This is a genomic window from Dactylosporangium maewongense, from assembly GCF_039531485.1.
In the GTDB taxonomy this organism is placed as follows: Bacteria; Actinomycetota; Actinomycetes; order Mycobacteriales; family Micromonosporaceae; genus Dactylosporangium; species Dactylosporangium maewongense.
The window spans coordinates 284882-298592 of the sequence record NZ_BAAAQD010000003.1; the positions used below are offsets into that span (position 1 = coordinate 284882).

At 72.3% G+C, this 13711-nt stretch carries 12 protein-coding genes; 4 read left to right on the forward strand and 8 right to left on the reverse strand.

The annotated features are described in order from the left end of the window. Positions 1 to 59 precede the first annotated feature (59 nt). The 3 genes from ABD332_RS10970 to mca all read right to left on the reverse strand — a co-directional run bounded on the left by ABD332_RS10970 (position 60) and on the right by mca (position 3769). Complete coding sequence (locus ABD332_RS10970; protein ID WP_344501701.1) at positions 60 to 2474, reverse strand: putative bifunctional diguanylate cyclase/phosphodiesterase; 2415 nt, start codon at positions 2472 to 2474, stop codon at positions 60 to 62. A gap of 186 nt (positions 2475 to 2660) precedes the next feature. Beyond that, positions 2661 to 2900 carry a hypothetical protein gene (locus ABD332_RS10975; protein WP_344501702.1) on the reverse strand — a complete coding sequence of 80 codons (240 nt, stop codon included), beginning with the start codon at positions 2898 to 2900 and terminating at the stop codon, positions 2661 to 2663. A gap of 5 nt (positions 2901 to 2905) precedes the next feature. Then, the gene (mca, locus tag ABD332_RS10980) at positions 2906 to 3769 is read right to left on the reverse strand and encodes a mycothiol conjugate amidase Mca (protein WP_344501703.1); all 864 of its coding nucleotides are present in this window, start codon (positions 3767 to 3769) and stop codon (positions 2906 to 2908) included. A gap of 191 nt (positions 3770 to 3960) precedes the next feature. Here mca and ABD332_RS10985 point away from each other — a divergent pair, with 191 nt between their 5' ends. Together ABD332_RS10985 and greA are read left to right on the forward strand one after the other, a co-directional pair. Continuing rightward, positions 3961 to 4377, forward strand: coding sequence for a DUF4307 domain-containing protein (locus ABD332_RS10985; protein WP_344501704.1), 417 nt, complete (start codon positions 3961 to 3963; stop codon positions 4375 to 4377). Positions 4378 to 4462: 85 nt separating this feature from the next. Then, positions 4463 to 4963, forward strand: coding sequence for a transcription elongation factor GreA (gene greA, locus ABD332_RS10990; RefSeq protein ID WP_344501705.1), 501 nt, complete (start codon positions 4463 to 4465; stop codon positions 4961 to 4963). A 3-nt stretch (positions 4964 to 4966) separates the two neighbouring features. Here greA and ABD332_RS10995 read toward each other — a convergent pair whose 3' ends face one another. Genes ABD332_RS10995 through ABD332_RS11015 form a run of 5 tightly spaced genes read right to left on the reverse strand, consistent with a single transcriptional unit; the run spans position 4967 to position 10605 of the window. Next, positions 4967 to 6085: a M48 family metalloprotease gene (locus tag ABD332_RS10995; protein WP_344501706.1), complete on the reverse strand. Its 1119-nt coding sequence runs from the start codon at positions 6083 to 6085 to the stop codon at positions 4967 to 4969. 10 nt (positions 6086 to 6095) lie between these two features. Further along, positions 6096 to 7322: a threonine ammonia-lyase gene (ilvA, locus tag ABD332_RS11000; protein WP_344501707.1), complete on the reverse strand. Its 1227-nt coding sequence runs from the start codon at positions 7320 to 7322 to the stop codon at positions 6096 to 6098. Beyond that, the gene (locus tag ABD332_RS11005; RefSeq protein WP_344501708.1) at positions 7319 to 8032 is read right to left on the reverse strand and encodes a hypothetical protein; all 714 of its coding nucleotides are present in this window, start codon (positions 8030 to 8032) and stop codon (positions 7319 to 7321) included. The genes ilvA and ABD332_RS11005 overlap by 4 nt, the downstream gene beginning before the upstream one ends. Positions 8033 to 8040: 8 nt before the next feature. Next, complete coding sequence (locus tag ABD332_RS11010) at positions 8041 to 9426, reverse strand: amidase (protein ID WP_344501709.1); 1386 nt, start codon at positions 9424 to 9426, stop codon at positions 8041 to 8043. 36 nt (positions 9427 to 9462) lie between these two features. Next, positions 9463 to 10605 carry a cystathionine gamma-synthase gene (locus ABD332_RS11015; RefSeq protein ID WP_344501710.1) on the reverse strand — a complete coding sequence of 381 codons (1143 nt, stop codon included), beginning with the start codon at positions 10603 to 10605 and terminating at the stop codon, positions 9463 to 9465. Between the two features lie 216 nt (positions 10606 to 10821). On the opposite strand from ABD332_RS11015, the gene msrA reads away from it, so the two are divergent. Beyond that, positions 10822 to 11418 (forward strand): peptide-methionine (S)-S-oxide reductase MsrA, encoded by a 597-nt coding sequence (msrA, locus tag ABD332_RS11020; protein ID WP_344501911.1) that lies wholly within the window; start codon positions 10822 to 10824, stop codon positions 11416 to 11418. A gap of 251 nt (positions 11419 to 11669) precedes the next feature. Continuing rightward, entirely contained in the window at positions 11670 to 13607 is a 1938-nt protein-coding gene (locus ABD332_RS11025) for an IPT/TIG domain-containing protein (protein ID WP_344501711.1), read from the forward strand. The last annotated feature ends 104 nt before the right edge of the window (positions 13608 to 13711 follow it).

Genomic DNA, 13711 nt, shown 5'->3' on the forward strand with positions numbered 1-13711 from the left:
AGACCCTAGCACCGGTCCGCGACCCCCGAGGACCGTCGATGCGCACGGTGACGGACGGACTACCCGGCGCCCTCGGCGCGCAGGTGACGGCGCTGCACCTGGCGGCGCTCGCGCAGGACGGCCGCCAGGCGTTCGGCGGCCAGCGGCGGGTGGAACAGGAAGCCCTGCGCGGAGGTGCAGCCCAGCGCGGCCAGGGCTGCGCGCTGGTCGGGGTTCTCCACGCCCTCGGCGACGACGCGCAGCTTGAGCCGCAGCCCGAGCTCGACCGTGGCCCGGACGATCGCCTCGGCCTTCGGGGAGTCGATCATCTGCGCGACGAACTCCCGGTCGATCTTCACCTCTTGTACGGGCAGCCGCGTGAGCACGGTGAACGAGGAGAACCCGGTGCCGAAGTCGTCGACCGCGAGCTGGACGCCGAGCCGCCGGATGCGGGCGAGGACGTCGTCGATGACGGGCGACTGCGACAGCATCACGGTCTCGGTGATCTCCAGGACGAGCAGCTCGGCCGGGAGGCGGTGGCGGGCGAGCAGGTCGCCGATCGCCTCGGGCAGCTGCCGCTCCAGGAGGCTGCGGGCGGAGATGTTGACCGACACGGGGACGGCGAGGCCGGCGCGCCGCCAGCTGGACGCGAGGCCGATCGCCCGGTCGAGGACCCACCGGGTGAGCGGGCCCATCAGCTCGCTGGCCTCCACGACGGGCAGGAACTGGCCGGGGGTGAGCGGCCCTCGGCGCGGGTGCTTCCACCGCACGAGCGCCTCGACGCCGGTGATCTGCTGCGCGCCGGGCGCCAGCGAGACGGCCGGCTGCAGCTCGACGCTGAGCTGCTCGCCGGCGTTCAGCGCCTCCCGCAGCTCGGCGAGCAGGGCGAGGCGGTCGGTGCTGGCGTCGTCGCGCCCGGCGTCGTACCAGGCGACGGGCTGGACGGCGCGCTTCGCCTGGTACATGGCGATGTCGGCGCGGCGCAGCAGCTCGGTGAGGTCGACCTCGCCGGCGGCGGCGACGACCACACCGATGGACGGCTCCTTCGACAGGAGCACCCCGTCGATCCGCATCGGCACGGCGATCTGCGCGCTGAGCTTGCGGGCCCGCTCGACGGCGGCGGCGAGGGCGAGGTCGGCGCCGCCGGTGTCGAGGTCGGTGATGAGCAGCGCGAACTCGTCGCCGCCGAGGCGGGCGAGCAGGTCGCCGGCGCCGCCGGCCTCGGTGACCCGGCCGGCGATCACGCGCAGCACCTCGTCGCCGGCCGCGTGGCCGAGGGCGTTGTTGACCTCTTTGAAGTCGTTGACGTCCAGCAGCAGCATGGCGACGGGGTCGTGCGGCCCGCGGCGGCGGAGCAGCGCGTTGCCGCGCGACAGCAGCGCCGCCCGGTTGAACAGGCCGGTCAGGGGGTCGTGGACGGCGTCGTACGTGGTGCGCTCGCTCATCGAGCGCAGCTCGTCCTGGCTGATCGCGTCGTGCAGGGCGGCGGCGAGGGCGTCCCCGTACGCGTCGAGCATGCGCTGGTTGCGGGGCCTGAGCCGGCCGAGGCCGGACAGCCGCAGCTCGCCGACGGCGACCGCGCCGACGACCAGGTGGTGGGCCGCCGGGCTCTCGCCGGGACTCGCGCCGAAGACGGTGCCGTCCGCCAGCACGACCTGCGCGCCCGAAGCGCCGAAGAGCCGCCGGGCGCCCTCGATGCCGGCCTCGGCGGTGCCCCGCACGTCGAGCCGGTTGAGGTCGCGGGTCGCCTCGGCGAACTCGTGCCAGGTGCGGCGCTCCTCGCGGTCGCCGATGCGGCTCGCGTAGAGCTGCTGGAGCAGCAGCAGGACCGGCGGCAGGAGCAGCAGCAGGAGCGCGTCGGTGAGGCAGGCCCAGACGATGACCAGGCCGATGACGACGTTGCCGACGACCATGAGCAGCTTGCCGCGCAGCAGCTCGGCGGCGACGGTGGCGGTCCGGCCGCCCCGGGTGGTGGCGACGTGCGCGGCGGTGGCGGTGATCGACACGACGCAGTACACGAGCGCGCCGGCACTCAGGGCGAGGATGCCGTGCGGCGTGAGGGGCGCGTCATGGACCGGCGCGACGAGGGTGGCGGTGGCCGCGGCGAGCGTGCCGGCCAGGGTGAGCGCGGAGACGGTGTAGAGCAGGTCACGCCCGGTGCGGACGCGGCCGGCGCGGGCGTCGACGGTGCGCAGGATGCTGTGCGACACGGCGGCGCCCGGCAGGACGACGAGCGGGATCAGCGGGGCCGGCAGGTTGACGCACAGGATCACGATCGCGGCCTCGCCCCAGGCGAAGGCGGCCTGACCGGCGCCGGCCCGCACTCTCAGGCGGGCGAGCTGGGCGAGGATCACCACGCCGAAGCTCGCCGCGATCGCTCCTGACAGGCCCGAGAGGCCGGGCTGCCTCGTGGCGGTCAGCACCGTCGCGACGGCCACGCCGGCGAAGGCGACGGACGCCACGGCGGCGGTGAGGCGCGCCGGAAGGGGTGTCATCGATGCACCGCATCGACCGACAACAATGACGCTAAGCGGCGACCCGCATGCGCAGCGTGAGCAGATCCGTGGGCAAACGGGGTGTCCACCATCTGCCCCCCTTCCCTGCCCCACAGGGAGACGCGTCCGGCGAAAGGAACGCGCACCCCGTGAAGGCTAAAGCACGGAAGAAAGGCACAACAGTGGTCAGTGCCGCGATTCTAGGTCGGAGCCCTCGTCACTGCGGTCGTCGTCGGACGAGGTGGCGGGTTTGTCGGGATCCGGGAACTCCGCGGGAAGGCGGCGAATCCGCGCGGTCATGTTGCGGATCAACAACACCGTCGCGATCGCGAGCAGGACGATGATGAGCAGCCCCATGGGGCCGGCCAGACCGCCCGAGCGGGTGTCGCCGAAGTTGTTCTCGGCGAGGAACTGCCACGCTTGCATACTGCCTACCTTACGCCTGCGAAAAGATCGTCTTCCGGCGTGCGGGTGTCGACGTGCGACTTCACCAGCTCGTAGTCCTCGGTGGGCCAGATCTTCTGCTGGATGTCGAGCGGGACGGCGAACCAGAAGCCGTCGGGATCGACCTGCGTGGCGTGCGCGCGCAGCGCGTCGTCGCGGGCCTCGAAGTATTCACCGCACGGCACGCGGGTGGTGACCCGGTCGCCCTTGTCGGGGCGCTCCTCCCACTGCTTCATCCACTCGGTGTAGGGCGACTCACCGGTCGTCTCCAGCATCGCCTCGTGCAGCGCGTGCATGCGGACCCGGGACCAGCCCATGTTGTAGTACAGCTTCAGCGGCTGCCACGGCTCGCCGGTGCCGGGATAGCGGGCCGCGTCGCCGGCGGCGTCGAACGCCACCATGCTCACCTTGTGCGTCATGACGTGGTCGGGGTGCGGGTAGCCGCCCTCCTCGTCATACGTGGTGATCACGTGCGGGCGGAACCTGCGGATCAGCTCGACCAGCGGCGCCGCCGCCTCCTCGGGGTCCATCAGGCCGAAGCAGCCCTCGGGCAGCGGCGGCAGCGGGTCGCCCTCCGGGAAGCCCGAGTCGACGAAGCCCAGCCACGCCTGGTCGACGCCGAGGATCTCCCGAGCCCGGTCCATCTCCGCGCGGCGGATGGTGGCGATGTTCTCCCAGACCTCGGGCCGGTCGAGCTTCGGGTTGAGCACGCTGCCCCGCTCGCCGCCGGTGCACGTGACGACCAACACCTCGACGCCCTCGGCGGCGTAGCGCGCCATCGCGGCCGCGCCCTTGCTCGACTCGTCGTCGGGATGCGCGTGCACCGCCATCAATCGCAGTTGCTCGCTCACGCCGCCACCTCCGCTGACGCTCCGGTGCCGGCCTGAGCGAAAATCCGCAGCACCGGTGAGCGGTCCGAGCCGCTCCGCTGACCGCTCACAAGCTCTCCTCAAGGTGTCCGTCAACCCCGCGGTGGGGGCGCCCCGGGTTACGACCCTATTGTGGTCGGTACCTCCGACGAAACGACGAGGACCGTCATCCCGTGACCGAGACGCACGCCACAGCCAAGTACCCGCCCGGCCGCTACGGCCGCCGCCGGGAGCCCCGGCCGCGCCGCACCTGGCTGGTCGTGCTCCTCGCCGCCGTGGCGGGGGTCGCCGGCGTGCTCATCGCGGTGAAGCTCTTCCAGCAGTACGGGCCGCAGGAGTACGAGCCTCAGGTCCAGCGCTTCTACGCGGTCAGCGACGACGGCATCACGGTGGACTTCGTGGTCCGCAAGGACGCGTCGAAGGAGGCGACCTGCCGCGTCCGGGCCCGCTCCGCCAGCGGCGAGGAGGTCGGCCTGGCCGAGGTCGACGTCCCGAAGGGTGCCGAGGCACCGGTCACCTACCGGCTGGCGACGAGCGCCCGGCCGGTCACCGTGGAGGTCCCGGCCTGCGGCCCGCGCCGCACCCGCTGAGCACCCAGCATTTTCCATGCCGACGGTGATGCGGCTCACTGGTACTTTGGTGGTTTGACCGAGCGTGCCCGTAAGGAGATCTTCAGTGTCGACGACCGACGGCGACCAGGGGACAACCTGGCTGTCGCAGGAAGCATTTGACCGGCTGCAGGCCGAGCTGGACGAGCACATCGCCAACCGGCCGGCGCTCGCCGCGGAGATCAACGCTCGCCGCGAAGAGGGTGACCTGCGCGAGAACGGCGGCTACCACGCCGCCCGCGAGGAGCAGGGCAAGGCCGAGGGCCGCATCCTGTACCTGAAGGAGTTCCTGCGCAAGGCGGTCGTCGGCGAGGCGCCGACCAGCAACAAGGTCGCGCCCGGCACCGTCGTCACGATCCAGTTCGACGACGACGAGGACGACACCGAGACGTTCCTGCTGGGCTCCCGGGAGATCGCGGCGACGACGGACCTGACCGTCTACAGCCCCGAGTCCGCGCTGGGCAAGGCGATCCTGGGCGCCGGCAAGGGTGACCAGGTGAAGTACACCGCCCCGAGCGGCGCGCAGATCGCCGTGAAGGTCATCTCGTTCGAGCCGTTCGCCGGCTGAGCATCACAACGCTTTGAGGGTCCGCGCCGAGCTGGCGCTGTGTCGTGCCAGCTCGGCGTCGATCCGCTCGTTGCGCGCGCTGTCGAGCACGACCGCCGCCGACTCCGGCGCGGTCGCCTCGATCAGCTGGGCCCGCAGCCCCGACGGTGGGTGGGTGGCGAAGAGCGAGATCTCGCGCTCCGTCTCCGCGTCACGCCGCGACGCCAGCTGCGGCCGCAGCTCGTCAAGCAGCTGCCGGGTGGTCTGCGGCCACTCGGCGACCGGCCGCCCGGCCCGGGCGTCCCGCATGATCAGCATCCCGAGGCTCTCGAGCACGACCAGGGTGTCGAGCAGGTCGACGGTGGCCGCGCGGCCGGCCAGCCGGGCCGCGACCCGGTCGGCGCGGTATTCGGCCCGCTGCCCCTCCCGCAGCACCTGGACGGCGAGGGCGGTCCTGGGCACCCACAGCAGGCCGCGCACGACCAGCTTGACCAGGTTCAGCAGCGGCCTGACGACCCAGACGACCAGGAACCCCTCGCTCGTCCAGACGTCACCCTCCCGCCTGGACTCCGGCTGGAGCAGCGTGTCGAGCTCGGCCAGGGTCGTCCACGACGGCTGGACCAGCAGCCCGCGCCGCGGGTCGCCGTTGACGAAGTGGCCGAGCTCGTGGCCCAGCAACGCCATCCGGGACTGCCGCGGCAGCGCGTTCCACAGCGGCAGGCCCAGCACCAGGGTCGGGTGGCGCCGCAGACCGACCGTGTAGGCCGCCGCGTCGAACAGGTCGCCCTCGACGTAGACCCGCGGGACCGGCGCACCGACCGCGGCGGCCGCCTCGCGGACCAGCGCGTGCAGCTGCGGCGCCTCCGCCGCGGTGACCTCGGTCGCATACTTCGGCACCCGGCCCATGCGGGGCCGCAGGAGGACCGCGAGGGCGATCACCACCAGCCCTACGAGGATGCCGGGGGTCGAGACGGTGCACAGCCAGATCCCGGTGGCGAGCAGGCCCAGGACCACCCCGTACAGCAGCAGCGACGACACCAGGAGCACACCGGAGCCGACCGTCGTGGTGCGGTCGGCCCCACGGCTGAAGGCGTCGAAGGTGGCGAAGGTGTGGCGGTGCGCGAGCCGCTTGCCGAAGGTCACAAAGGATCTTCTACGCGCCGAAGGTCACCGTGTATCCGGCCGAACGGAGGGCGTTGACCAGCCGGTCGGAGTGTTCTGAGCCGCGGGTCTCGACCGACAGGTGGATCTCGACCTCGCCGAGCTGCAGGCGCGGGTCCTGGCGGCGGTGGGCGACGTCGACGACGTTGGCGCCGTGCTCGGCGATCTGGGAGAGGATCTTCGCCAGGTGGCCGGGGCGGTCGCCGCAGCGGACGGTGAAGGTCAGGTAGCGGCCGGCGGCGGCGAGGCCGTGCTCGATCACCCGGAGCATGAGCATCGGGTCGATGTTGCCGCCGGAGAGGACCGCGGCGGTGGGGGTCTCGACCTCGACGGCGCCGGCGAGCAGGGCCGCGACGCCGACGCTGCCGGCGGGCTCGACGACGGTCTTGCCGCGTTCCAGCAGCATGAGCAGCGCCCGGGAGATGTCCTCGTCGGTGACCGTGACGACCTCGTCGACGAGCTTGCTGACGTGGGCGAACGTGAGGTCGCCGGGGCGGCCGACCGCGATGCCGTCGGCGATCGTGCCGAGCGCGGCCAGGCGGACCGGACGGCCGGCGCGCAGCGACTCGGGGAAGGCCGCCGCGCCCGCCGCCTGCACGCCGATGATGCGCACGTCGGGGCGCAGCGCCTTGACCGCGACGGCGAGGCCGGAGATGAGGCCGCCGCCGCCGATGCCGGTGACGATCGTCCGTACGTCGGGCAGCTGCTCGAGCAGCTCCAGGCCGAGGGTGCCCTGCCCGGCGATGATGTCGGGGTGGTCGAAGGGGTGAATCAGCACCGCGCCGGTGCGGTCCGCGAACTCCTGCGCGGCGACGAGCGCCTCGTCGACGGTGCCGCCCGCGAACTGGACCGCGGCACCGTAGTTCTTGGTGGCGGCGATCTTCGGCAGCGGCGCGCCGACGGGCATGAAGACGGTGCTGGTGGTGCCGAGCAGGCCGGCCGCGAGGGCGACGCCCTGCGCGTGGTTGCCGGCGCTGGCGGCGACCACCCCGCGGCGGCGTTCGTCCGCGCTGAGGCGGGCGATCCGCACGTACGCGCCGCGGACCTTGAACGATCCGGCCCGTTGCAGGTTCTCGCACTTGAGCCAGGCAGGGCCGCCGAGCTTCGCGGTGAGCGGCCGGCTGGGCTCGACCGGGGTCCGGCGGATCACGCCGGACAGCAGGTCGCGTGCCGCCTCGATGTCGGCGAGCGTCACGAGCCCCGAGGAAGGTTCCGTCATTCCCTGATCGTGCCACCGACCGCGACCGGCAGCACCACCGTCCAGTCCTCGTTCGTGGAGCGCAGCGCCCGCAGGGTCGCCGGCGGCACGAGGGATCCACGGAGGCGGGCGACGCGGCCGTACTGCGCGCTGGTCACGCGGGCGATGAGGATCAGCGCGACGACCGCGGCGGCGATGCCGAGCGCCGCGCCGGGCAGGCGCAGCAGCAGCTGCCGGCCGAACAGGTGCGACACGAGCACCCGGTCGACGGTCCCGCCGGCGGCGACCCGCTCCCGGACGTCGTCGATCTCCCGCAGGTTGTCGAGGCCGGCCAGGACGGCGACCCCGACGGCGGTCACCGTGAGCAGCAGGCCGAGCCACCACAACCAGGTGAGCACCGTCATCCTGCGGCGCAGCAGCGGTGACCGGCCCACGCTGCCGACGGCGACGTCCATGAGCGGCACCGCGGACGTGGCACGGATGCCGAACGCCGCCAGGTTCGACCGGGCCCGGCCGGCCCAGCCGGCGAACGCGACCCAGGCGGTCAGCACCGCGACGGCGAGGGCGGCCCAGCCGCCGAGGCGCACCGCCGCGGCGTCGGTGCCGGGGCGGTGCGCGGCCCAGATGTCGACGAGGGGCAGGAACGCCACGCACAGGTGGGTGAGGGCCGCCCCGGCGACCGCGAGCATCGCCGCGGTCGCCCAGCCGGAGATCGCCCTGATCCGCCGCATCGCCCGCCCTAACGCCGCGCCGCGACGCGGGGCCAGCCCGGCGCGTGCCGCCGCCACGGAGCGGCCTGCTCGACCTGGCCGGCGAGGGCGAGCAGCAGCAGCTCGGAGCCGGGCGGCCCGACGAACTGGACCGCGGCGGGCAGCCCGTCGGCCCGGACACCGACCGGGATCACGATCGCGGGGAAGCCGGCGAAGTTCCACGGCGCGCTGTAGGGCGCGTAGCGGGTGTTGACCAGCATGTTCGCCGACCAGGAGCGCTCCGACCAGCGCACGGCGCGCGGCGGGGCGGTCGCGAGGGCCGGGGTGACGAGCACGTCGTGGCCGCCGGCCAGGAACCAGTTGCGGCAGCGCTCCCGCCACTCGTCCCGGTCGGCGGGCTTGACCAGGCCGCGGCGCAGGGCCTGCTCGCCGAGCGCCACGTGCCGGCGGGTGCGCGGCTGCAGCCGCGACACGTCCAGCTCGGCGGCGTCGCCGGCCGCGCCGGCGAACCAGGTGGCGAGGACCTTCGCGGCGAGGGCCGGCGGATAGGTGGGGTCGGCGCGCACCGCGTCATGGCCGAGGCCGAGCAGCAGGCGGACGGCGTCGCTGAGGCCCTTGCGGGCGCCCGCGTCGGGGAACACGCCGGTGGCGGGGCTGCGCGACGACACGGCGATCCGCAGCTTCCCCGGCGTCTGCAGCGCTTCGGGGGTACGGCCGGCGATGACCGAGAAGCCCAGCGACGCGTCGCCGACGGTGGTCGCGAGGATGCCGTTCTCGGCGAGCCCGTGCCAGTCGTTGGCGCCGATGCCGGCGGGGACGACGCCCCGGCCGGGCTTGAGGCCGACGAGCCCGCAGCAGGCGGCCGGGATCCGGATCGAGCCGAGCCCGTCGTTGCCGTGCGCGATCGGCACCAGGCCGGCGGCGACCGCGGCGGCCGACCCGCCCGACGAGCCGCCGGGGGTCCGGTCGGTGCGCCACGGGTTGCGGGTGACGCCGTCGGCGTCGTCGGTGATCCCCCAGATGCCGAGCTCCGGCATCTTCGTCACGCCGACGACGACGGCGCCCGCGCCGCGCAGCCGCCGGACGACCTCGTGGTCGTGCTCGGCGACGGGCCCGCGGGCGGCCGCCGAGCCGTTCCACGTGGGCAGGCCGGTGACCGCGATGTTCTCCTTCACCGCGATCGGCACGCCGGCCAGGGGCAGGTTGCGCAGCTCCGGCTGGTCGTCGACGATCTCCGCCTCGGCGATCGCCTCGCCGGCCCGGACCTGCCGGAACGCGCCGACGATCCGGTCGTAGGCGCGGATCGAGTCGAGGTGGTCGGCGACGACCTCCGTCGCTGACGTGTCACCGCGGCGCACCGCGCGGGCGATCTCCCGCGCGGTGATGCCGACCCAGGTGGTGGAGCGGTGCAGCATGGTGAGACACCTTCCGGCCGATGGGCGTTCAGTGTCTCAACGAGCGAGGGCCTGCTCCAGGTCCGCGAGAAGATCGTCGATCGTCTCGATGCCGACGGACAGCCGGACGAGGTCGCCGGGGACCTCCAGCGGCGAGCCGGCCGCGCTGGCGTGGGTCATGCGGCCGGGGTGCTCGATCAGCGACTCGACGCCGCCGAGGGACTCGCCCAGCACGAACAGCTTCGCCCGGTTGCAGATCTCCACGGCGGCCTCCTCGCCGCCGGCGGCCCGGAAGCTCACCATGCCGCCGAAGCGCCGCATCTGCTTGGCCGCGACCTCGTGGCCGTGGTGGTCGGGCAGCCCCGGGTACAGGACCTGGCGCACCGCCTTGTTCCTGGACAGGAACTCGACGACCTTCTCCGCGTTGTCGCAGTGCCGGTCCATGCGCACGCCGAGGGTCTTGATGCCGCGCATGGTCAGCCACGCGTCGAACGGGCCGCAGACGGCGCCCATCGCGTTCTGGTGGAAGGCGAGGCGGTCCAGCAGCTCGTCGTCGCTGCCGACGAGGGCGCCGCCGACGACGTCGGAGTGCCCGCCGATGTACTTCGTGGTGGAGTGCACGACGATGTCGGCGCCCAGGTGCAGCGGCTGCTGCAGGTACGGCGAGGCGAACGTGTTGTCCACCACCAGCAGCGCGCCGCGGTCGTGGGCGACCTGGGCGAGCGCGGCGATGTCGGCGATGCCGAGCAGCGGGTTGGTCGGGGTCTCCAGCCAGACGATCTTCGTGCGGTCGGTGATCGCGTCGCGGACCGCGTCGACGCTGTGGATCGACGCCGGCGTGTAGTCCAGGCCCCACCGCTGCGCGACCTTCGAGAAGAGCCGGTAGGTGCCGCCGTAGGCGTCGTCGGGGATGACCACGTGGTCGCCGGGCACGCACACCGTGCGCAGCAGCGTGTCCTCGGCGGCGAGGCCGGAGGCGAAGGCGAGGGCCCGGCGGCCGCCCTCGATCGCGGCGAGGCACTCCTGCAGCGCGTCGCGGGTCGGGTTCTGGGTCCTGCTGTATTCGTAGCCGCGTCGGGGGTGGCCCACCGCGTCCTGCGCGTACGTGCTGGTCTGGAAGATCGGCGGGACCACCGCTCCTGTGGCGGGGTCCGGCTCCTGGCCGGCGTGGATGGCGAGGGTCTCGAAGCCGTGCGTCATGGACCGACCATAGTGCGGGACGGGGTGAGCCGAGTCACGGGTCGGCACAATCCGCTCGCCGGGTCGCAGCCGTAATGACCTGATAAGGCGGACGGGCGTGTCACGAGGCAAACTTGAGCCCACGAGCTTTGTAAGGAGCTGATCGTGTTCCCGTGGATCCGTAAGCCGCTCGACCTGCCCACCGCCGACACCGCGCTCGCCGGCCGCGACACCGAGATGCCGGTCGCGGCGACCCACACCGTGCTCGGCACCCCGCTGCGCGGGCCCTGGCCGCTGGGCCTGGAGGTCGCGTACTTCGGCATGGGCTGTTTCTGGGGTGCGGAGCGCATCTTCTGGCGCATCCCCGGCGTCCACTCCACCGCCGTCGGCTACCAGGGCGGGTTCACCGCCAACCCGACCTACGAGGAGACGTGCTCCGGCCGGACCGGTCACACCGAGGCCGTCCAGGTCGTGTACGACCCGCTGAAGGTCTCCTATGAGACGCTGCTGAAGGCGTTCTGGGAGAACCACGACCCGACCCAGGGCATGCGCCAGGGCAACGACGTCGGCACCCAGTACCGTTCGACGATCTACACGACCACGCCGGCGCAGGCCACGGCCGCAGCCGCCTCGCGGGAGGCGTTCGCCCCGGTGGTCCGGGCCGCCGGCAAGGACGAGATCACCACTGAGATCGGCCAGGCCGGCCCGTTCTACTACGCCGAGGACTACCACCAGCAGTACCTGTCGGACGTGAAGAACCCGTACGGCTACTGCAACCACGGGCCGAACGGCATGACGTGCCCGATCGGCGTGGGCTCGCTGCCAACGCTCTGACCTTTCCGCGACAACGGGCGCCCCGGCTTCGGGGCGCCCGTTTCCTTGTGCGCGAAGTGTGAGCAACCTTCGAGTTTCTCGTCACCTTCAGCAACCGTACTGATACTTTGAGTGACGATCCGGCATGCGTGTCCCTGTTCCAGGTGATCTGTGCCTATCGATTGCTCCCATCCCGCGGTCTGACGGAGGAGACGACCAAAGTGCAAGTCAAGACAAAGCAACGCGGTGTCGCTGCGGCACGCATAGGCGCCGTGCTGACGCTCGCGACGGCCGGCCTGGTCGCGGTCGGGACGCCGGCGTTCGCCGCCACGACGCTCGCACCGAGCACCGGCCCCGTCGGCACGGTGATCACCGTGACCGACTCCGGCACGAGCTTCACCGGCGCGACGCGCGTGCAGTTCCAGTGGAAGTCGACCGGTAACACTGCGTGTTCGGCCACTGCCCTGACCCCGACGCCACCCAGCGCCTCGGACCCGACCACACAGACCGGCGGCGTCATCGAGGTGCCGGCGGCCAACATCAAGGTGACCTCCTCCAGCGTGCTGGACGTGACCGTCCCGACGACGCTGACGCTGCTCGGCACCCCGTCGCAGATCACCGCCGACTATTTCGTCTGCGCTTACAACGCGGCCGGCACGACGCTGCAGAACGCCTCCGACGAGGTGTTCACGCTCAACGGCAACCTCGTCCCGAGCGCGACCTCCGGCCCGACCGCCGGCGGCAACACGATCACCGCCACGGCCATCGGCAAGGTCTTCAACACCGGCTCCGTGTACGTCCAGTTCCAGGACAACACCGGGTGCACCTCGACCTACTCCGCCGTGAGCGGCACCGTCGTCGCCGTGCCGACTTCTGGCGTGAAGATCCTCAACGGCACGCCACCGACCAACAAGCTGTCGATCACCGTCCCCGCCGGCGTGGTCAACGCGGGTGGCTTCACGACCGAGAACTGGTACATCTGCGTGTACAGCGGCAACACCGCCGGTAACGCGAACAGCCCGCTGATCGCCGGCTCCGGCCTGCAGTACACCGTCGGCCCGGTCCCGACGATCTCGACCGTGACGCCGACCACCGGCCCCGCCGAGGGCGGTACGACGATCACCGTCACGGGCACGAACATCCCGAGCGGCGGCGTCGGCATGACGGCGCTGCTCGGCGGCGAACCGCTGACCGACATCGTGGTCGCCGGCAACAACCTGTCCTTCACCGCGACCGTCCCGGCGCACTCCGCGGGCGGCCCCTTCGCCCTGTCACTGACCACCACCGGTGGCACGGTCACGAAGCCCGCCGTCTTCAGCTACACCAACGGCATCACCGTCACGCCCAAGAACTCGCCGAACACCCGGAACCAGGGCACCGACCTCGACATCACCGGCGTCGGCTTCTCCGCGCTCGACTTCAGCGGCAACTCCTCCGGCGGCCTGACGCCGGACAACGCCAAGGCGCACGTCTACCTGGTCCGGGGCGCCTACAACCCGGCGGCGGGCACCAGCCCGACGGTCAAGACCAACCCGCAGGTGGCGGAGTGCCTCGACGTCACGGTCGTGGACGACAACGAGCTCATCTGCACGCTCTACACGGCCGGCACCGGCTTCGCCGGCGCCAACTCCACCCGCGCGGTCAGCGGCTGCACCGTCGCCTCGGGCTCCGCCAACGTGGTCGGCTCAGCCACCACCACCGCGTGCAACTTCTCGGCCTCGGACGTCGGCATGGCGGTGACCGGCACGGGCATCCCGACCGGCACCAGCATCATGGCGTTCACCGACGCGACGCACGTGACGCTGTCGAAGAACACCACGTCCGCGGTGACCGCGATGACGTTGAACACGAACCGGGTCATCGCCGACGCCGCGACCACGGCCGGCAGCACCACGCTCGGCACCTCGGCGGCCGCCGCCTTCAACGCCGGCGACGTCGGGCGGGCGATCAGCGGCCCGGGCATCCCGAACGGCACCAGGATCGTGAGCGTCGCCGCCGGCGTGCCGACGCTGTCGAACGCGGCCACGGCGACCGCGACGACACCGTCCCTGACGCTGCACTCCGGCATCCCGATCCCGAACGGCACCTACACCGTGACGGTCGTCAGCAACGGCGCCGTGGGCGCGCAGCTCACCGCCGGCTACTCGCAGACGATCATCTCCAGCGGTTCCACCTTCACCGTCGCCGATTACCTCATGGCGATGAACTGATCCACCACGCGATAAGGGCGGCCCGGAGTGCAATCCCGACTCCGGGCCGCCGCCGCATTCCTGAAGAATTCTCACTACTGACAGCATTCCTGCTGTTACGTTGA